The organism is Tenacibaculum sp. DPLXC6, assembly GCF_056815515.1.
In genome coordinates, this window is sequence record NZ_CP141806.1 from 256,963 (window position 1) to 279,823 (window position 22,861).

At 33.9% G+C, this 22,861-nt stretch carries 11 protein-coding genes; 6 read left to right on the forward strand and 5 right to left on the reverse strand.

What is annotated here, in order from left to right:
- Nucleotides 1-10: 10 nt before the first annotated feature.
- Both VCM48_RS01160 and mnmE read right to left on the reverse strand, forming a co-directional pair.
- A complete protein-coding gene (locus VCM48_RS01160) occupies nt 11-643 on the reverse strand; it encodes a hypothetical protein (RefSeq protein WP_482271306.1) in 633 nt (210 codons plus the stop codon).
- A gap of 102 nt (nt 644-745) precedes the next feature.
- The gene (gene mnmE / locus VCM48_RS01165; protein ID WP_274640702.1) at nt 746-2,140 is read right to left on the reverse strand and encodes a tRNA uridine-5-carboxymethylaminomethyl(34) synthesis GTPase MnmE; all 1,395 of its coding nucleotides are present in this window, start codon (nt 2,138-2,140) and stop codon (nt 746-748) included.
- 505 nt (nt 2,141-2,645) lie between these two features.
- Here mnmE and VCM48_RS01170 point away from each other — a divergent pair.
- The 3 genes from VCM48_RS01170 to VCM48_RS01180 are packed head-to-tail and all read left to right on the forward strand — an operon-like array spanning nt 2,646 to nt 14,546.
- The gene (locus VCM48_RS01170; RefSeq protein WP_482271307.1) at nt 2,646-11,699 is read left to right on the forward strand and encodes an HYR-like domain-containing protein; all 9,054 of its coding nucleotides are present in this window, start codon (nt 2,646-2,648) and stop codon (nt 11,697-11,699) included.
- A gap of 10 nt (nt 11,700-11,709) precedes the next feature.
- Entirely contained in the window at nt 11,710-12,651 is a 942-nt protein-coding gene (locus tag VCM48_RS01175; protein ID WP_482271308.1) for a PorP/SprF family type IX secretion system membrane protein, read from the forward strand.
- An 11-nt stretch (nt 12,652-12,662) separates the two neighbouring features.
- The gene (locus tag VCM48_RS01180) at nt 12,663-14,546 is read left to right on the forward strand and encodes an OmpA family protein (protein WP_482271309.1); all 1,884 of its coding nucleotides are present in this window, start codon (nt 12,663-12,665) and stop codon (nt 14,544-14,546) included.
- Nucleotides 14,547-14,632: 86 nt separating this feature from the next.
- Here VCM48_RS01180 and VCM48_RS01185 read toward each other — a convergent pair whose 3' ends face one another.
- The 3 genes from VCM48_RS01185 to VCM48_RS01195 all read right to left on the reverse strand — a co-directional run bounded on the left by VCM48_RS01185 (nt 14,633) and on the right by VCM48_RS01195 (nt 16,254).
- Nucleotides 14,633-15,025 carry a CAP domain-containing protein gene (locus tag VCM48_RS01185; protein WP_440121380.1) on the reverse strand — a complete coding sequence of 131 codons (393 nt, stop codon included), beginning with the start codon at nt 15,023-15,025 and terminating at the stop codon, nt 14,633-14,635.
- A 210-nt stretch (nt 15,026-15,235) separates the two neighbouring features.
- Nucleotides 15,236-15,673, reverse strand: coding sequence for a DUF4268 domain-containing protein (locus tag VCM48_RS01190; RefSeq protein WP_482271310.1), 438 nt, complete (start codon nt 15,671-15,673; stop codon nt 15,236-15,238).
- Entirely contained in the window at nt 15,673-16,254 is a 582-nt protein-coding gene (locus tag VCM48_RS01195) for a MiaE family protein (RefSeq protein WP_482271311.1), read from the reverse strand. The genes VCM48_RS01190 and VCM48_RS01195 overlap by 1 nt, the downstream gene beginning before the upstream one ends.
- Nucleotides 16,255-16,507: 253 nt before the next feature.
- Between VCM48_RS01195 and VCM48_RS01200 the strand changes: the two genes are divergently transcribed.
- From VCM48_RS01200 to VCM48_RS01210, 3 genes are all read left to right on the forward strand, one after another.
- On the forward strand, nt 16,508-22,003 hold the full coding sequence (locus VCM48_RS01200; protein ID WP_482271312.1) for an alpha-2-macroglobulin family protein: 5,496 nt from the start codon (nt 16,508-16,510) through the stop codon (nt 22,001-22,003).
- 100 nt (nt 22,004-22,103) lie between these two features.
- Complete coding sequence (locus VCM48_RS01205; protein WP_274641389.1) at nt 22,104-22,286, forward strand: hypothetical protein; 183 nt, start codon at nt 22,104-22,106, stop codon at nt 22,284-22,286.
- Nucleotides 22,287-22,420: 134 nt separating this feature from the next.
- On the forward strand, nt 22,421-22,816 hold the full coding sequence (locus VCM48_RS01210) for a hypothetical protein (protein ID WP_274641390.1): 396 nt from the start codon (nt 22,421-22,423) through the stop codon (nt 22,814-22,816).
- Nucleotides 22,817-22,861 lie beyond the last annotated feature (45 nt).

Here is a 22,861-nt window from a genome sequence, read left to right on the forward strand (position 1 = left end):
GTTGAAGTTTTTAATGAAAAATGATTGCTGCTTTGTTGCGAATACTATGTTTAGCAGCTTTAAATAATTCACACCAAACTAGTTTCTCTCTCCAAAAGTCTTCTTCTGTGTTTATTGATTTATTTACAGCATCAATATTTACAATAGTATCTTCTTCATCTAGTTGAATATTAAGCTTATTTGCTATAAATTTTAATTCCTTAAAAAGTGTGTATGACGAACCAATCATTGCACCATCAATAGGAATCTCATCATTATCAAAAACAATATCGATAAAATCCACAGGAAGATAAAAACCTGTACAATCTGAATGACATATAAGATGACAAGTTAATAATGATGCATGGTCATCTATAATAGAATCTTCATTAGGCTCATTGTTAGGGCTAAATGGAGTAGGAGTCCAATCTTCATATTCGGCACAATAAGCGTAAAAACGTCTTAAGTGATGAATAAAATCGTAAGAAAATCCACCAAGTTCTAAAGGACCATCTTCTAATTCAGCTGGTTCTTCGTAAGGTGCAAGTCCATTTAATTCTAATAATTTGTTGATATTTTTAAATACTGAAGAGTAATGCTGAAAAGCTTCTTCATCCATTTCTTTAAAGCTAGCTAGTGCTCCGCTGGTAATGTATAATCCCATTTTTTAAGTTTAAAATTTTATAGTAAAATTATAAACCCATGTAAGTAGATAGAAATTTGTTTTATAAGCGTAGTAAACCGTTATAAATTTGAGAAAATAAACTTACTTTCCGATACAGAAATTCCCAAAAATATGACCTAAAATATCCTTGTCAACATCATATTCACCAGTGATATTTCCTAAGTGTCGTAGACATTCTCGAATATCAATAGCAAATAAATCAGAAGAAATATCTAAATCAATTCCATTTTTTACCGAATTAATACTTTCTAGAGCATGGTTTAATGCTTCGAAGTGGCGTGAGTTAGTAACAATTGTTTCATTGTTACTTAAAGCACCTGTATTCACTAAAGAAATAAGTTCTTGTTTTAACTCATCAACACCAATATTTTGTTTAGCAGAAAGTAGAATTAAGTTTTCAATTTCTGATTGTAAAATAGAAGAGTCATGGCAAGATAATGTATCTATTTTATTAGCAATAACTAACAGACGTTTATTAGGAAAACGCTGTTTAATAGTTGCTATTTCTTCTAAAAATAATTCTTTTGAGTGTATGTATTTATTAGAATCAATTAAAAAGATAATTAGTTGTGCATTTTCTGCTTTTTCATAAGCTTTTTTAATTCCGATACTCTCAACAACATCTTCAGTTTCTCTAATACCAGCAGTATCTATAAAACGGAAAACAACACCATCAATAATTAGTTCATCTTCAATAGCATCACGAGTAGTACCAGCAATATCAGATACAATAGCTTTTTCTTCGTTTAGTAAGGCATTTAACAACGTAGATTTACCAACGTTAGGTTCTCCAATAATAGCAACAGGAATTCCATTTTTCATAGCATTTCCAAAAGCAAAAGAATCAATTAAACGCTTTAAAACAGCTGATATCTTAGCAACCAATTCTTTAAATTTGGTTCTATCAGCAAACTCAACATCCTCACCAGAAAAATCTAGTTCAAGCTCAATTAATGCAGCGAAATCTAATAGTTGAGCTCTTAACTCTTTTAATTCATTGGTGATACCTCCACGCATTTGCTGAATTGCCATTTGATGAGAAGCAGCAGAATTAGAAGCAATAACATCGGCCACTGCCTCAGCTTGCGATAAATCCATTTTACCATTTAAAAAAGCACGCATAGTAAACTCGCCATTATCAGCCATTCTACAACCATTTTGTAAGAAAAGTTGAATGATTTCTTGTTGAATAAAACTAGAACCATGACACGAAATTTCTACTACATCTTCACCAGTATAAGAGTGCGGGTTTTTAAAAATAGACACTAAAACTTGATCAATAACCACTCCATTATTTACAATATGACCTAAGTGTAGGGTATGAGATTTTTGATTTAATAATGATTTATTTTTCTTTATAGAAGAGAAAAATGAATCTACAATTTTTATCGATTTTTCCCCAGAAAGTCTAATAACAGCAATAGCACCAACCCCTGCTGGTGTTGCTAAAGCAATAATTGTATCGTTTTGTATCATACTGCAAAATTACCTAATTAAAAAAGAAGTATTATAAAATATATAGAAGATATTTTTTACCTGTATGACCATAGGGGAAAACCCCCTTTTTTAACATTTCATTTTTTAAACCTAAAAATAAGTGCTACTTTTGGTATAACAGTTTTTAGAACTTAAAAAACGTTAATCCCTCAAAATAATACTATTCCCACTCAGTATTATTTTAGTTTCCTCAAAAAATTTTATTGTATACCCATTGTGTATTATTGATGTATTACATTCTTGTAATACTCAGAAATGCGTAACCCTTAATTACCCCAACCACCCCCATTTTACCCTATCCCCGTAAAATGGTTTTAGCTAACACTAAGACTTGATAAGAGTAATACCTAAAGAAGTTTAGAGTATTTAAAAGTTAAATTTTAAAAGTTAAGGTATGGGAATGAAAACTACTCATTTAAGAAAATTAATGCTGATACTTTTGTTGTTTAGTGCTAACTATATTTTTTCACAAACAACGGTATCTATGCAGAGTCCCTGTAGCCTTTCTGGGTGTGGAGCTCAGGATGTTGAAATAGGGAGTGTTTATATAGGAGACATAAATGGAAATCCAATAAGCACGTGTACAGTAGGGCAACAGCTCTCTAACGTTTATTTATATGTAGATATTTCAAAAGCAGCAAGTAAAATTGACCTATACATGCAGTTTTACTTGATGAATGGTACAGATAAAATTGATAAAGACGGAAATGTTTATGTAGGTACTGATAAGATTAGTATTGGAATCTCAGGTTCAATTAGTCCAGGTACTTATCAAATGTTTGAATTAATAAATTACACTTGTGGTGAAGAATTAACTTTAACAGACGTGTATCTTTCTTGGCAAACACCAGGAAGTGTTGTAGGACCAGGATGTGCTACACAAACTTCCAAGTGTTCTGGTGAGAACTTACCACCAATTGATGTACAAACACCAATAGCACCAGATTTTACATTTGAATATAATTGTGGAACTAACGATAGCGGATTTCAAGGAGCAACATTTACAAATACTTCTACAGGAGGAGATGGGGTTTTAACTTATGAATGGAGTTTTGGAACGGATGCTTCTCCGATGGTAGCAACATCAGAAGGCCCTCATCTTGTTAATTACACAAGTGCAGGATCAAAGATGGTAACATTAATTGTAACCGACGAAGATGGTGATACAAACTCAATAATAAAAAATATTACGATTGATAGTACTCCTACAGCTGCTATTGTTGGAACGAATATTACTTGTAATGGGGTTAATGATGGTATAGCTGATTTAACAGTAACAGGAGGAAAAGCTCCTTATACCTATTTATGGAGTACGGGAGCCACTACAGAAGACGTAAGTGGCTTAGGAGTAGGAACACATAATGTTATCGTAACTGATGCCAATGGTTGTATAGCACTAGCGGATGTTACTATAACAGAACCACCAATATTATCTCTTTCTCTTTTAGGAAGTGATTTAAGTTGTGGAGGAAGTGATGGAGCTATTGATTTGACAGTATCAGGAGGAACAGCAGATTATACTTACTTATGGAATACAGGAGCAACTACAGAAGACCTTAGTGGGTTAACAGAGGGGACTTATACAGTTACCGTTACTGATGCCAATGGTTGTCAAGAAGTAGATTCTATTACCTTAGTATCAAATGATGATGAAGATCCTGTAATAAGTGTTCCTGAAACTTTAGACTTAGAAGGTTGTGATGAAAACGATATTACAAATACTAATGCTAGATATTCTTTTAGTTTAGTAGAATCTTCAGATATAAAAGATAGCTTTTTTACCACTGGTTATACGGCTTCAGATGATGGAACAATAGCAAGTATAACTTATATAGATGCAATTAGTTCTGATGATGGATGTATTACTACAGTTACAAGAACATTTACTGTAACAGATACTTGTGGTAAAACAGGAACAGACTCAATTATAATTACTATTCAAGACACAGAAAATCCTGTATTATCAGATACACCAACTGATGTAAGTGTAGACTGTGAAGCAATTCCAGTAGTACCAACAATTACCGCAACCGATAATTGTAATAATGCTATAGTAGTATTCACTGAAGTAAGTAATACGGTAGTAGATGGCTGTGGAGAGATTGTACGTAAATGGGATGCTACAGATCAGTGTGGTAACACGGTAAGTCATACCCAAACCATTACTGTAACCGATACTACAGCACCAGTATTATCAGAGGAACCAGCCGATGTAAGCGTAGACTGTGAAGCAATTCCAGCAGTACCAACCATCACAGCAACTGATAACTGTGATAGCGTAGTAGATGTAATTTTCACTGAAGTAAGCAATACCGTAGTAGACGGTTGTGGAGAGATTGTACGTAAATGGGAATCAACCGATAATTGTGGAAACACAGTAAGTTACACGCAAACCATTACAGTAACTGATACTACAGCACCAGTCTTATCAGAGGAACCAGCCGATGTAAGTGTAGACTGTGAAGCAATACCAACAGTACCAACCATCACTGCAACCGATAACTGCGATACTGTAGTTGATGTAATTTTCACTGAAGTAAGCAATACCGTAGTAGACGGCTGTGGAGAGATTGTACGCCAATGGGAATCAACCGACAACTGTGGAAACACGGTAAGTCATACCCAAACTATTACAGTAACCGATACTACAGCACCAGTATTATCATCAGAACCAGCCGATGTAAGTGTAGACTGTGAAGCAATTCCAGCAGTACCAACCATCACAGCAACTGATAACTGCGATACTGTAGTTGATGTAATTTTCACTGAAGTAAGCAATACCGTAGTAGACGGTTGTGGAGAGATTGTACGCCAATGGGAATCAACCGACAACTGTGGAAACACAATAAGTCATACCCAAACTATTACAGTAACCGATACTACAGCACCAGTATTATCAGAAGAACCAGCTGATGTAAGTGTAGATTGTGAAGCAATTCCAGCAGTACCAACTATCACAGCAACTGATAACTGCGATAGCGTAGTAGATGTAATTTTTACAGAAGCAAGCAATACCGTAGTAGATGGCTGTGGAGAGATTGTACGCAAATGGGAATCAACCGACAACTGTGGCAACACGGTAAGTCATCTACAAACCATCACGGTAACCGATACTACTGCCCCAGTATTATCAGCAGAACCAGCAGATGTAAGTGTAGATTGTGAAGCAATTCCAGCCGTACCAACGATTACAGCAACCGATAATTGTGATAGCGTAGTAGACGTAGTGTTTACCGAAGTAAGTAATACGGTAGTAGACGGATGTGGAGAGATTGTACGCAAATGGGAATCAACCGACAACTGTGGCAACACGGTAAGTCATCTACAAACCATCACGGTAACCGATACTACTGCCCCAGTATTATCAGCAGAACCAGCAGATGTAAGTGTAGATTGTGAAGCAATTCCAGCCGTACCAACGATTACAGCAACCGATAATTGTGATAGCGTAGTAGACGTAGTGTTTACCGAAGTAAGTAATACGGTAGTAGACGGATGTGGAGAGATTGTACGCAAATGGGAATCAACCGACAACTGTGGCAACACGGTAAGTCATCTACAAACCATCACGGTAACCGATACTACTGCCCCAGTATTATCAGCAGAACCAGCAGATGTAAGTGTAGATTGTGAAGCAATTCCAGCCGTACCAACGATTACAGCAACCGATAATTGTGATAGCGTAGTAGACGTAGTGTTTACCGAAGTAAGTAATACGGTAGTAGACGGATGTGGAGAGATTGTACGCAAATGGGAATCAACCGACAACTGTGGTAACACGGTAAGTCACCTACAAACCATCACGGTAACCGATACTACTGCCCCAGTATTATCATCAGAACCGGCAGATGTAAGTGTAGATTGTGAAGCAATACCCGCCGTACCAACGATTACAGCAACCGATAATTGTGATAGTGTAGTAGACGTAGTATTTACTGAAGTAAGCAATACGGTAGTAGACGGATGTGGAGAGATTGTACGCAAATGGGAATCAACCGACAACTGTGGTAACACGGTAAGTCATCTACAAACCATCACGGTAACCGATACTACTGCACCAGTATTATCAGCAGAACCAGCAGATGTAAGTGTAGATTGTGAAGCAATTCCAGCCGTACCAACGATTACAGCAACCGATAATTGTGATAGTGTAGTAGACGTAGTGTTTACCGAAGTAAGTAATACGGTAGTAGACGGCTGTGGAGAGATTGTACGCCAATGGGAATCAACAGATAATTGTGGAAACACAGTAAGTCACACGCAAACCATCACAGTAACCGATACTACTGCACCAGTATTATCATCAGAACCAGCCGATGTAAGTGTAGACTGTGAAGCAATACCAGCAGTACCAGCCATCACTGCAACCGATAATTGTGATACAGTAGTAGACGTAGTGTTTACTGAAGTAAGTAATACAGTAGTAGACGGCTGTGGAGAGATTGTACGTCAATGGGAATCAACCGATAACTGTGGAAACACAGTAAGTCATACCCAAACTATTACAGTAACCGATACTACTGCACCAGTCTTATCATCAGAACCAGCTGATGTAAGCGTAGACTGTGAAGCAATACCAGCAGTACCAACCATCACTGCAACCGATAATTGTGATACAGTAGTAGACGTAGTGTTTACTGAAGTAAGTAATACTGTAGTAGACGGCTGTGGAGAAATTGTACGTCAATGGGAATCAACAGATAATTGTGGAAACACAGTAAGTCATACCCAAACCATCACTGTAACCGATACTACTGCACCAGTCTTATCAGAGGAACCAGCCGATGTAAGTGTGGATTGTGAAGCAATACCAGCAGTACCAACCATCACTGCAACCGATAATTGTGATACAGTAGTAGACGTAGTGTTTACCGAAGTAAGTAATACGGTAGTAGACGGCTGTGGAGAGATTGTACGTCAATGGGAATCAACCGATAACTGTGGAAACACAGTAAGTCATACCCAAACCATCACTGTAACCGATACTACAGCACCAGTATTATCATCAGAACCAGCCGATGTAAGCGTAGACTGTGAAGCAATTCCAGTAGTACCAACCATCACTGCAACCGATAACTGTGATAGCGTAGTAGATGTAATTTTCACTGAAGTAAGCAATACCGTAGTAGACGGTTGTGGAGAGATTATACGTAAATGGGAATCAACCGATAACTGTGGAAACACGGTAAGTCATACCCAAACCATTACAGTAATTGATATAACTAAACCAGAATTTACTGTACCAGCTGATATTACTATATATAAAAATGATACATGTGCCTATGATGCTAATATTGGAATCACAGGAGATGTAACAGACGAATCAGATAATTGTGATACAAGTTTAAATGCTAGTTATAGTGATGTTGAATCAGCAGGTTCATGTATAGGAGAGGTTGTTGTAACAAGAACATGGTCTTTAACAGATAACTGTGGAAATACAACTGAAAAAGTTCAAACTATAACAGTTAAAGATAATACAGCTCCAATTATAGACGAAACAAATAAAAATAATATAGACATAGAATGTGGAGTAGGAGATACAGAAACTACTTTACAAGATTGGTTAGATAGTAATGCAGGAGCAACAGCAACAGACAACTGTAGTAGTGTAACATGGACTAATAATTATGGAGATGATACTTCTGTGAAATGTGACGGAAGTTATATCACAGTAACATTTACAGCTACAGATGATTGTGGAAACTTTAGTACTACAACAGCTGGATATTTAATTAAAGATGAAACACCACCAACAATAACTCAGCAACCATCTGATAAAATTGTTGAATGTGATGGTTCAGGAAATACAACAGAATTAAATAATTGGTTAGCTAGTAATGGAGGAGCAACAGCGACAGATGATTGTAGTATTGTAACATGGAGTAATAATTATACAGATTTAACATATACATGTAGTTTTACAGGAGAGGTAGAGGTAATTTTTACAGCAAAAGATGCTTGTGGAAATACGATTAATACTACTGCTGCTAAATTTACTATAGAAGATACAGTAGCACCAGAATTTGTAGAGACTTTACCAGCAGCAGAAATTACAGTAAGTTGTGATAACATTCCAGTAATGGAAACCTTAACAGCAACTGATAATTGTGATGCTTCAGTAACAGTAATTCCGAGTGAAGTAACTAGTGGAGATGATGACGCATGTGGCTCAGAATACTTAATTACAAGAAAATGGACCGTATCAGATTGTTCAGGAAATACTACAACACATATTCAGGTAATTACAGTAGAAGACACAGTAGCACCAGAATTTGTAGAGACTTTACCAGCAGCAGAAATTACAGTAAGTTGTGATAACATTCCAGTAATGGAAACCTTAACAGCAACCGATAATTGTGATGCATCTGTAACAGTAATCCCGAGTGAAGTAACCAGTGGCGATGATGATGCTTGTGGCTCAGAATACTTAATTACTAGAAAATGGACCGTATCAGATTGTTCAGGAAACACGACAACACATATTCAGGTAATTACAGTAGAAGACACTACAGCGCCAGAATTTGTGGAGACTTTACCAGCAGCAGAAATCACAGTAAGTTGTGATAACATTCCAGTGATGGAAACCTTAACAGCAACCGATAATTGTGATGCCTCTGTAACAGTAATCCCAAGTGAAGTAACCAGTGGGGATGATGATGCATGTGGCTCAGAATACTTAATTACTAGAAAATGGACTGTATCAGATTGTTCAGGAAACACGACAACACATATTCAGGTAATTACAGTAGAAGACACAGTAGCACCAGAATTTGTGGAGACTTTACCAGCAGCAGAAATTACAGTAAGTTGTGATAACATTCCAGTAATGGAAACCTTAACAGCAACCGATAATTGTGATGCATCTGTAACAGTAATCCCAAGTGAAGTAACCAGTGGGGATGATGATGCATGTGGCTCAGAATACTTAATTACTAGAAAATGGACTGTATCAGATTGTTCAGGAAACACGACAACACATATTCAGGTAATTACAGTAGAAGACACAGTAGTGCCAGAATTTGTAGAGACTTTACCACTAGCAGAAATCACAGTAAGTTGTGATAACATTCCAGTAATGGAAACCTTAACAGCAACCGATAATTGTGATGCCTCTGTAACAGTAATTCCTAGTGAAGTAACCAGTGGCGATGATGATGCTTGTGGCTCAGAATACTTAATTACTAGAAAATGGACCGTATCAGATTGTTCAGGAAACACGACAACACATATTCAGGTAATTACAGTAGAAGACACAGTAGCACCAGAATTTGTAGAGACTTTACCAGCAGCAGAAATCACAGTAAGTTGTGATAACATTCCAGTAATGGAAACCTTAACAGCAACCGATAATTGTGATGCCTCTGTAACAGTAATCCCGAGTGAAGTAACCAGTGGCGATGATGATGCTTGTGGCTCAGAATACTTAATTACTAGAAAATGGACGGTATCAGATTGTTCAGGAAACACGACTACTCATATTCAGGTAATTACAGTAGAAGATACAGTAGCACCAGAATTTGTAGAGGAATTACCAGCAGATACCACGGTAAGTTGTGATGCAGTTCCAGCAGCAGCAGTTTTAACAGCAACTGATAACTGTGATGCTTCAGTAGCGGTAAATTACTCAGAAGAGTTTGCAGGACAAGATGACGAATGTGCATCAGAGTATACGATTACAAGAACATGGACAGTACAAGATTGTGCGGGTAATACTACATCACATACTCAAGTAGTGACAGTAGAAGATACTACGGCACCAGAATTTGTAGAGGAGTTACCAGCAGATGCGACGGTAAGTTGTGATGCAGTTCCAGCAGCAGCAGTTTTAACAGCAACTGATAACTGTGATGCTTCAGTAGCAGTAAATTATTCAGAAGAATTTGCAGGACAAGATGACGAATGTGCATCAGTATATGCAATCACAAGAACATGGACAGTACAAGATTGTGCAGGAAATACAACTTCACATACTCAAGTAGTAACAGTAGAAGATACCACTGCACCAGAGTTTGTAGAAGCATTACCAATAGATGCGACGGTAAGTTGTGATGCAGTTCCAGCAGCAGCAGTTTTAACAGCAACTGATAATTGTGATGCTTCAGTAGCAGTAAATTACTCAGAAGAATTTGCAGGACAAGATGACGAATGTGCATCAGTATATGCAATCACAAGAACATGGACAGTACAAGATTGTGCAGGAAATACAACTTCACATACTCAAGTAGTAACAGTAGAAGATACCACTGCACCAGAGTTTGTAGAAGAGCTACCAGCAGATATAACTGTTAGTTGTGATGCAATTCCATCAGTAGTAATTTTAACAGCAACTGACAATTGTGATGCTTCAGTAGCAGTAAATTATTCAGAAGAATTTGCAGGACAAGATGATGAATGTGCATCAGTATATACAATCACAAGAACATGGACAGTACAAGATTGTGCGGGTAATACTACATTACATACCCAAGTAGTGACCGTAGAAGATATTACAGCGCCAGAATTTGTAGAAGCATTACCAACAGATGTAACGGTAAGTTGTGATGCTATTCCTGAAGCTGTAACATTAACAGCAACAGATAATTGTGATTCTGAAGTAATAGTCGTATATTCAGAAGAGCTTTCTGGACAAGAAGAAGGATGTGCTTCAGAGTATACAATTACAAGAACATGGCTAGTACAAGACTGTGCAGGTAATAGCACATCACATACTCAAGTTATCACAATAGAAGATAATGAAGCACCAACTTTGGTATCAACGTTAGAAGATATAACAGTAGAGTGTGATAATGTTCCTGAGGTTCCAACTCTAGAGTTTACAGATAATTGTTCTTCAAATGTAACACAAACAAATTTTGAAGAAACAAGCACATTTGATGGAAGTGATAGTGATTATATAGTAACTAGAACATGGACAGTTGCAGATGACTGTGGAAATGTAGCAGACTTTACACAATATATAACAGTAACTGTAAAAACATCAGTAACAGAAATAGCAGATTCAAGATGTATTGATGATGGAACGATTGATTTGAATGACTATTTAGCAAATCAAAGTGAAGATGGAACTTGGGAAGTAACTCAAGGAAGTGTAACATTATCTGATGATGGAAGTTTTGATCCGTCAGGATTAAACTTAGGAGATTACATATTTACATATACATCACCAAATAATGGATGTTTAACATCAACAAAAGTTACAATTAATATAAACGACGATTGTATAGTATTACCATGTGGACAAGAAGATGTGGTAATATCTAAAGCAGTAACCCCTAATGGAGATTCATGGAATGAATTTTTTGAAATTACAGGAGTAGAATCCTGTGGATTCATAGCCAATGTAAAAATATTTAACCGTTGGGGAGCAAAAGTATTTGAATCTAACAATTATGCAAATAATTGGAACGGAACTTCAGATGGAGCCACGTTTGGAGGAGCTGAAAGACTACCAGCAGGTACATATTACTACATTGTAATATTAGAAAATAGTGGTTTAAAACCATTTACAGGAGCAATTTACTTAGGAACCAAATAATATTATAGCTATGAACCATAATTACAAACTATTACAGGCAGTTATTGTACTGTTTTTTACAACAGTTTTAACAGTTCAATCACAACAGCTACCACAATTTACTCAGTATATGTACAATACAATTTCTATTAACCCTGCCTATGCAGGAAGTAGACAAGTGTTGAGTATTGTTGGACTGCACAGGAGCCAGTGGGCGGGACTAGATAGAGCACCAGAAACACAAACGCTATCTGTTCACACGCCTCTTAGAAATGATAAAATAGGATTAGGATTATCATTTATAAATGATCAATTAGGATATGAAAACTTCACCTATTTATATGGAGATTTTTCATATACTATTCAACTTAATGACGATGTTAAATTAGCCTTTGGACTAAAAGCAGGTTTTACTCAATATAATATTGATGATGCTTTAATAGTCGCAGAAGGGGCTGATCCAGGAATTTCAGGAATTCAAAATAGATGGGAACCAAACATAGGTAGTGGATTGCTACTACATACCAATAAATGGTATGTAGGGCTTTCTGCCCCAAGGCTATTAAATATTGACCATAATGATTTAGAAGTTAATGGAATTAATTACGGAGTTGTAGATAGGGTAAGTTATTATTTAACAGGAGGATATGTTTTTGATTTAAGCGAAAATGTAAAATTTAAGCCTGCTACATTAATAAAAGCAACGAATGGAGCTCCAGTATCATATGATATCACAGCAAACTTTTTATTCAATGAAAAGTTTTGGTTAGGAGGATCTTATAGAATAAATGAAGATACTGGAGCTTTAGGGGCTTTAGTAGATTTTCAAGTATCTCGTCAGTTCCGAGTAGGTTACGCGTATGAATATCCGTTATCAGATATTAATCAGTATTCAAATGGAACCCATGAAATATTATTAATGTTTGAATTATTTCCTAGATTACATAGAACGAAATCTCCTAGATATTTTTAAAAAGCAGAATTATGAAAACAAAACTAACACTTATATTACTTTTTTTATCATGTTTTGCATTTTCTCAAAGAAAAGTAGCAGATAAATTCTATAAAGAATATTCATATATGAAAGCTGCCGAGTTTTATAAAAAAGCAATAGATAACGGTGATGATGGAGTAGATATGGTAACAAAGCTAGCAGATTGTTATTATAACAATTCGAATTCAGAACAAGCAGCTTATTGGTATGGTGTGGCTTCTAATAGAAAAGAAGGTTTAAGCGATGAAGCTATATACAAATATGTACAATCGCTTAGAAGTATTGGTAAATATGATAAAGCAGATGAATGGTTGAAAAAAATTCCAGATGCAGTATCAAAAATAGGAAATGTAGATTATGATAAGTTAAAAACGCTAAATAAAGATTCTGTTGTAGTGGCAAACTTAGATATTAATACTAAAAATTCAGAATTTGGTATGTACGCTCGAGATCAAAAATTATACTTTGCTTCAGCGAGACATGAAAAAGGTGAAATTTATGAATGGAATAATCAACCGTATTTAGATTTATATCAAGCCAAAATCACTAAAAAAGAGGGAGAAGATGTTATAGAAAGCATTATACCTATAGTTTCTTCTAAAATAAATACAGGTTTTCATGAGTCTAGTGTTGCTTTAACCAAAGATGGAAAAACACTATATTTTACAAGAAATAATTTAAACGATAAAGATGAGTTAGAGTATGATAAAAAAGGTACTTCACATTTAAAAATATTTAAAGCGACTTTAGTTAATGGTCAATGGGATAATATTGAAGATTTACCATTTAATGATAAAATATATTCTAGCGGACACCCAGCATTAAGCCCAGATGAAAAGACGTTGTATTTTACATCTGATAGACCAGATAGTTATGGCTTAACTGATATTTATAAAGTAGCTATTCTACCCAACGGAAAGTATGGAAAGCCAATAAATTTGGGAGATAAAGTAAATACAAGTGGAAGAGAGATGTTTCCTTTTGTAGCTAAAGATTATACCCTTTATTTCTCTTCAGATGGTTATGCAAATTTGGGATTGTTAGATATTTATAAAACAGATTTATTAAAAAATAATTCATCTGAAGTAATAAACATAGGGGCTCCATTTAATAGTGGGTATGATGATTTTGCTTTCTTTTATAATGAAGATGGAAAATCAGGATATTTATCTTCAAACAGACCAGGAGGAAAAGGAGAAGATGATATTTATAAGTTTAAAACACTAAAATGTAAACAATTCATTAAGGGAAGAACTTTTGATAAAAGAACAAAAGAAATTTTACCTAATACTTTAGTAGAACTTATAGATTCAGAAGGAAAAGTTATAAAAAGATTTGTAACACAAGAAGATGCAACTTATGTTTTTGAAGTTGAATGTGAGAAGAAATTTTCATTAAGGGGAACCAAGTTAGATCATAAAGATGATTTTGTAAATAATATTGAAACTACAGATGTAAGAGGAAGAGAAATAGAGCACGATTTGTATTTAACACCGTTAATTATAGGTAATGAAATAGTAATAGACCCAATATTTTTTGATTTTGATAAGTGGAATATTCGACCAGATGCAGCCTATGAGTTAGAACATATTGTACGTGTGTTAAAAAATCATCCAAAAATGATTATTAAAATTGAAGCCCATACTGATAGTAGGGGAAGTGATAGGTATAATGAAATTTTATCAGATAAGAGAGCCAAATCTACTAGAGATTATATTTTCTCAAGAGATATAGCTACCAATAGAATAGAAAGTGCTATTGGTTATGGAGAAAAGCAATTAGTAAATAAATGTTCTAATGGAGTTCCTTGTACAGAAGAGGAACATCAAGAAAACCGACGATCAAAATTTATAATCACCAACGATTATAAATAGTAAAATAAGTAATTAGTCTCCCGTAGAGTAGTTTTCTTTAGCCCCGATTCAATGCGCATATTGGATTGGGGTTTTATTTTACATCATTATTTTTTAACAAAAATATTGGTGTAATACCACTTGCCGTTAGCGCTTTTTTCAGCAGTAACATCAAAGTGAGTATAATCACCTTCAATATTTTCTTTATGCCCGTCGCTTTTAATCCAAGCATTAACTACAGCTTCAGCAGTAGAGTAGCCATAAGCTACATTTTCACCTACCTTAATAGCATCAGCATTTTCAGCTAAATACTCTTTACGTTGGTAAAAAAAGTCGTGTGAAACCTCGTCTTTCTCAATCATGTAATTAGTATGATTGCTTGTTTGAGACTTAATAGTTTGTAACTTGCTTAGTGAAGAAAAGCCATTATTAACTCTATAAGTGTTAATTAGGTCTAAGATGTCTGCTTCAATCGGTTTTTCACTGACGTTAGCTGACATTTCTGGGGTACTGTCAATTATCTCGGCTTCATTAGAAGAACAAGATGTTATTATTAGTGCAAAAAATAGCACCAATAACCTGAGGGGGTAGTTATTCATGATTATAGGGGTTAAGGGGTTAATCAAAAACGTTGTAAATATATAACGAAAACTTAATGCAAAACAAGTTAATTGTATGTTTTTGAGGTAAAAAGGGGCTTTTTCCTGTGATTAGAGAGCCTGTTTTATAAAGTCTTCATACTCATAAAAAAACAGTTCAAACTGTGTCATAGTTTCAACATAAAACTCATAACAATCTCGCCATGTATTCTTATTGTGAATACTAAATTTCTTATCAAAAGGGACATAAATTCTACGAATAATCTTACGATTATCTAGCTCAAAGTTATCATCAAATATAACTTCAGGTAAATACTCACTTTCCAATATTTTTTTTAAAGAAATGAGTTGATCATAAAGTAATTCATTGGCTATTTCTTCAGGATGTTCAAAATCTAAACAAACAGAAGCTTTTTTTCTGTCCGCCTGAAATTTAAAGGCAAATCCTTTTATTTTGGTGTTGTATAACAACCATTTTCTTGGAAAAGACTTCCCAAAACTGGTCCAAAACTCTTTACGTAACCGAGCAGATTCTTCTTTACTAAACACTATCCGTGAACTTTTGCAGTTTTACCTCTTTCTCGCATCATTTCGGCTTCGAAAGCTAATAAATCTTCCCATTTTTTATCAACTATTTCACGATCCATATACTTACGAGCATACCCTAAAAATAAAGTGTAGTGATTTGCTTCAGAAACCATTAAATCTAAATAAAATTTAGATAATTGTTCATCTTCCATATTATCAGCAAAAACTTTAAAACGCTCACAGCTACGTGCTTCTATTAAGGCAGCAACCAAAAGTCGATGAATTAAAGCTTCGTTTCTATTTTTGGTATGTGGGAAGAATTTTTGCAATTTTAAAGCATAGTCACTTTTAGTAGCTTGTCCTAAAACCATACCTCGTTCTATCATTATGTTATGTACCATTCTAAAATGCTCCATTTCTTCAATGGCGATATCACTCATGTCCTTAACAAGTTCAGTTTCTTCAGAGTAATTAATAATAATTGACACAGCATTTGAAGCAGCTTTTTGTTCAGCAAAAGCATGATCGGTTAATAACTGTTCTAATCCATTCTTAGCGACTTCAACCCATGAGGTTTCTGTGTCAAATTGTAATCCAAGCATAATATGTAATTGAGGTTGTAAAAGTAAAAAATATAAGCGCTAATTGCATAATAAATAGCTTAAAAATGGTAAATTTGCCACCAAAAAATCTCTTAAGAAAATTGCTTAAAAATATTAATTCGAATTACGAATACTAAATGAATTACTACAAATTCTAAATAGGACAATCTTTTAAAAATATTTTTCAGTAGTTTTAGATAAAATAGAGAAAGATAAAACTTCTAAGAAAATGAAATTACAGCTACTAAAAAAAATGAAAAAAATTATTGGCGTTTTTGCACTAATCTTTTTAATGATTAGTGTCAATTCGTGTAAAAAAACAGTTACTGCAGAAAGTAATGTTAATGAGTTTGGAGAGTATATTAGTGTTTTCCCAGATAAACTAATATCGGTAACTCCAAACTTAAAATTTGTATTAAAAAAGAAGGTAACCACAAATTTCGAGGCTACAGAAGTTATTACTACCAAACCAGCGATAAAAGGAGAAGTAGTTTTAAACGATAATGAGTTGGTTTTTGTACCTGCTGAAAAATTAAAAAGTAATCAAGAATACTCAATAACACTTCATTTATCAAAGTTATATGAAGATATTGATGAGAACTTAGAGAGTTTTACCGTTAATGTAAAAACGAAAGAATTATTATTTAATGTTTCCCTACAGTCTCCAAGTGTATACAATAAAAATTTATATGCAGTTGAGGGAGAATTGACAGCTAGTGATATTATTGAAACTGATAAAGTATCATCTTTAGTAAAAGCTACTTATAATGGAAAAGCTAAGCCTATAAAGTTCAGTACCGTAGGAAAAGTAAGTTCAAAAGTTTATTTTAAAATAGATAGTATACAACGTTTTGACGATGATAAGCAGTTAAAGGTAGAATGGACAGGAGCTCCGGTTCAATCAGAATCTAAAGGAAGCAGAGAAGTAACTATAACAGGAAAAAATAACTTTAAAGTATTAAGTGTAGAAGTTGTTGATACAGATAAGCAATATATTGAAATAAACTTTTCAGACCCATTACAAAAATCACAAAACTTAAAAGGATTAATTCAGTTTTTAAATACCCAAAAAAGAGCTTTCACTTATAAAGTAAATAGTAATAAAGTAACTGTATATCCTAAATCATCATTTACGCAAAAAGTTGATATAGAAATATTCAAAGGAATTAAGAGTGCTGATGGTTATACTTTGAAAGAAAATACGATTAAAACAGTGTATTTTGAAGAATTAAAGCCTGCTGTAAAGTTTATAAAAAGCGGATCTATACTTCCAAATTCTAATAACTTAAAAATTAACTTTAGTGCAGTAAACCTAAAAGCAGTTGATGCAACTGTTTATAAAGTTTATAAAGAAAATGTACTACAATTTTTACAATATAATGATTTAAGTAATCAAGGAAATTTACGTTATGTAGGACGTCCAGTAGCAAAATACACGGTAAACCTAGGTAATCAAGGGTTAGATTTAAGTAAAGAAAATGCTTTTGCTATTGATTTAGCTGAAATAGTAAAAGTGGAGAATGGAGCAATGTATAGAGTTGAGTTTTCTTTTAACAAAGACTATTCAAATTATAAATGTGCTGAAGGTGCTTCAACCAAAACTATAGTTTTCGGAAAAAAAGAAATAGACACTAAAAGTTATGATAGTCCTAATTATTATGATGATTACTATTATGATTATAGTTGGAGAGATAGAGAAAACCCTTGTACAACTTCATATTATTATAACAAAAATATTAGCACAAACATTTTAGCTACCAATATTGGAGTTATAGTAAAAAAGGGAAATAATAATAAAATAGTAGTAGCAGTTACAGATATACTTACTACAAATGTTATTGAAGGAGCTAAAGTAAGTTTACACAACTTACAAAAACAAGAAGTAGCTTCAGCTACAACTAATAAAGAAGGAGTTGTTTCTTTTTCTGATGTTACAAATGCCTTTTTTGCAGTAGTTACTAAAAACAACAATACAACTTATGTAAAATTGAAAGATGGTGAAGCACTTTCAATGAGTAAGTTTGATGTTTCTGGGGTAAAATTGCAAGAAGGAATTAAAGGATATATCTATGGAGAACGAGGAGTTTGGCGACCAGGAGATCAAATATTCTTAACTTTTGTTTTAAATGATAATGCGAATCCAATTCCAGAGGAACACCCAATAAAATTCGAATTAATTAATCCAAGAGGAAAGATAATCGATAGAAAAATACTTCCAAAAAAATCAAATAATGTATATGCATACGCTCCAGTAACAAATCCAGAAGCTATTACTGGTAATTGGAAAGTACGTGTAAGTGTTGGAGGAGCTGTTTTCAACAAAACATTAAAAGTTGAAACCATAAAACCTAATCGATTAAAAATTAAACTAGCTACAGATTCTGAATTTATTAAAGCAAACTCAACTATTACAGGAAATGTAGAGGTAAAATGGTTACATGGAGCAATAGCAAGAGGTTTAAAGTTAGATATCAACGGAAAATTCTCACAAACTAACACTGAATTCCCAAAATTTAAAAACTATAATTTTGATGATGTAACTCGTCGATTTGGAACAGAAGAGTTTAAAGTACTAAAAGGAAATTTAAGTAATGATGGAACTACAAAGTTTTCAGTAAAACCTAAATTGAATAGCAAAGCTCCAGGAATGTTAAGAGCTAGTTTTATTACAAAGGTGTATGAAAATGGAGGAGATTTTAGTACTGATGTATTTTCTAACAAAGTGTCACCGTATACTTCATATGTAGGATTGGAAGATGCTGAAGAGCCACAATCTAAAAACTATTTATTTACAGATGAAGAATATACATTTAATGTAGCTTCAGTAAATGAAGAAGGGGCAGGAGTAACAAATAGTTTAGAAGTAAACGTATATAAACTATCATGGCGTTGGTGGTGGAGTACTTCAGATAACGGTTTGTCTAGTTATGACGGTACACGTTATCATGAACCTTATAAAAAACTAAAAGTAACAACAAACACAAACGGTAAAGGAACCTTTAAATTAAAGGTTGATGAAAACGATTGGGGGCGTTATTTAATAAAAGTAAAAGATTCAAAAAGTAAGCATGTTACCTCAAATGTAGTGTATTTTGATTGGCCTTCTTGGTATGCTAAGAAAAAAGGAAACCAAGATAAAAGCAACGCTACTATGTTGATATTTACAACCGATAAAGAATCGTATGAAGTAGATGAAAAAGCAACAGTTAAGTTTCCTTCTTCAGAAGGAGGAAAAGCGTTTATAACAATAGAAAACGGAACAGAAGTATTAGATCATTTTTGGGTGCCAACACAAGCACAACAAACAACGTTTAGTTTTCCAGTAAAAGCGAGTTATACACCAAATGTGTTTGTAAATATTTCGTTACTACAAAAACACAGTCAAACAGTAAATGATTTACCAATTCGTATGTATGGTTCAATTCCTATGTTAGTGAATAATCCTGCAACCAAATTGGAACCAAAAATTCAGTTAGCAGACGAGTTACGACCAGAATCTACCGCAACTATTCGAGTGAAAGAAGAAAAAGGTAGACCAATGACTTATACGATTGCATTAGTAGATGAAGGTTTATTAGACCTAACACGATTTAAGACTCCAAACCCTTGGGGAGTATTCTATGCACGCCAGTCTTTAGGTGTAAAAACTTGGGATATATTTGACGATGTTATAGGGGCTTATGGCGGAAAAGTAAATCAAATATTAAGTATTGGGGGTGATGAAGCAGAAGCAGGAAGTAAAAACAGAAAAGCCAACCGATTTAAACCAATGGTTACCTATTTAGGTCCTTTCGATTTAGAAATGGGAGATATTAAGGAACACAAGGTTAAAATTCCAAAGTATGTAGGATCTGTTCGTGCAATGGTAGTAGCTACTGATACTAAAAAAGATGCATATGGTAGTGACGAGAAAACAGCTTTTGTACGTAAGCCAGTAATGATTTTAGCATCATTGCCTCGTAAAATAACACCACAAGAAACTGTTACCTTACCAGTTACTGTTTTTGCAATGAAATCAAATATCAAAAATGTAAAAGTAACAGTGCAGCCAAACGAGGCATACACAATTGTAGGAGATAAAACACAGCCAGTTTCGTTTGATCAGCCAGATGAAAAAATGGCGTATTTCACGTTAAAAGTAAACGATTTCAAAGGAATTGGTAAAGTAAAAATAGATGCAAGTTCAGGAAGTGAAAAAGCATCTTACGAAGTAGAAATAGATGTGTTGAATCCAAATCCAGTAACTACTGAGGTAAAAGACATAGTATTAAAATCGAATGAAGAAGGGGAAATCAATTTTACAAGTTTTGGTACAAAAGGAACTAACGCGGCTACAATAGAATTATCGACATTGCCTCCAATGAACTTTACCAAACGTTTGGGGTATTTAATTCGTTATCCACATGGTTGTGTAGAGCAAACTACATCAAGTGCATTTCCACAATTGTTTTTACCAGAAATATTTGAATTACCGAAAGAAAAAATAGCTTCTACGGAAAGAAATATTAAAGCAACAATTCAACGATTATCAGATTTTCAATTGTCTAATGGAGGACTTTCATATTGGCAAGGAAATAGTAACGCAGATAGCTGGGGAACATCTTATGCAGGTCATTTTATGATTGAAGCTGAAAAGAAAGGATATGTGTTGCCTATAGGTTTCAAATCAAAATGGGTAGGGTATCAAAAACAACAAGCACGTAATTGGAGAAATAGCTCACGTTATTACAATAATTCACTTTCACAAGCATATAGATTATACACGTTAAGTTTAGCGAATAGTCCTGATTTAGCTTCAATGAACCGTTTACGTGAATCAATGGGAGTTTCAGATGAAGCAAAAATGAGATTAGCTAGTGCGTATGCTTTAATAGGTAAAAAGGCTATAGCAAAATCCATTTTAAAAGGAATAACCGGTTATACCTATACAAAACGATATTATTCAAACTATGGTTCAGAAACCAGAAACAAAGCAATGTCGTTAGAAACCTATATGTTACTGGATGATGAAACGAAGTCAATAAAATTAGCAAAAGAAATTGCCGAAAACCTATCGAGTGAACGCTGGATGAGTACGCAAACAACAGCTTACAGTTTATTAGCAATGAGCCAATATGCTCTGAAAAATGGAGGTAGTAATGGAATTAGTGCTAGCTATATTTTAAATAAGGCTTCAGGAGAAGCAAGTACTTCAAAATCGTTGTTAGCAAAAGATTTAATAGTTATTCAAAAAGAGAACTCATTAAAAATAACAAACAAAAACAATGGTGTTTTATATGTACGTATACTAAACAAAGGAATTTTGCCAGTTGGTGAAGAAAAAGTATTCCAAAAGAATTTAGAAACCTCTATTACATACAAAACAAAAGATGGAGTTCGTGTTACTCCAGATAACTTGTCACAAGGAACCAATTTTGTAGCTGAAGTTACAGTAAAGAATCCAACGAGTGAAACCATTGAAAATGTAGCATTAACGCAATATATTCCTTCAGGGTGGGAAATTATAAATACTCGTTTCACAGATTTTGGTAACAATACAACGTCTTCAAAAGTAGATTATACAGATATACGAGATGCAAGTATTAGTAACTACTTTATGTTGAAAAAATACGAAACAAAAACATTCCGAGTATTGTTAAATGCGTCGTATTTAGGTGAATATTATTTGCCAGGTGTACAAGTAGAAGCTATGTATGATAATGACTACATAGCTCGTACAAAAGGTGAATGGATTAAAGTAGTAAAATAAATAGTTTAATAACAATATTCTTTCGCGAAGAATGGACACAAGCCTTGAGTGTCTTTAAAAGTTCAAGGGTTTAATTATATTTTTAAATCTTATTATTATCATGAAAAAAGAGTTTTTAAAAACAGGAAAAGCTTTAACAAACAAAGAACAAAAATCTATTTTAGGTGGAGGAGGAAATTATGAATGTGGATTAGTTTTTGATGAAACACAGTGTGAAGAATTTTGGGCTTTACCACCCGAATATCAGGCTTGTAGTGATGTTCATGCTGATTGTGTTTCTTAAAAAAGAAAAATATTAAAAAAAATATAAAAAAGATAGAGAATCACCACGAAACAGTGGTGATTTTTTGTTGTTAACATAATATTAAGAATATTTAAATGTAAAAAAGTGAGCTAAAAAAGTATCTTTGTAAACAAGTGAGAACATCATCCATAATATTATCTATAGTAATGCTTTTTCAAAGTTTAAATATTACATGTAATAATATTTTAAACTTAGATAAATTAATAGAGCATGCGCAGTTTCATAAAGAAGCATACAGCGATAGTTTTGTTACTTTCTTATCTAAACACTATGGAGAATTAAAAGTAACTCACTCAGAAAAGCATCAAGAAGAAAAAGAAGAACATGAGAAACTTCCTTTTCAATTTGATTATCATTTAGTAGACTTTCACACAATTACATTCGAAAATACAGAGGTTTCTTTACCCTCTACATTAGCTTTCATTGAAAGAAAGCAAATATTTTATCATCAAAATTTTTATAACTCACCAGACGCATTAGGGGTATTTCAACCGCCTAGGTATATATAATTCACATACAGTTAGTAATTAAAATTATCGATTTACTTCTTGATA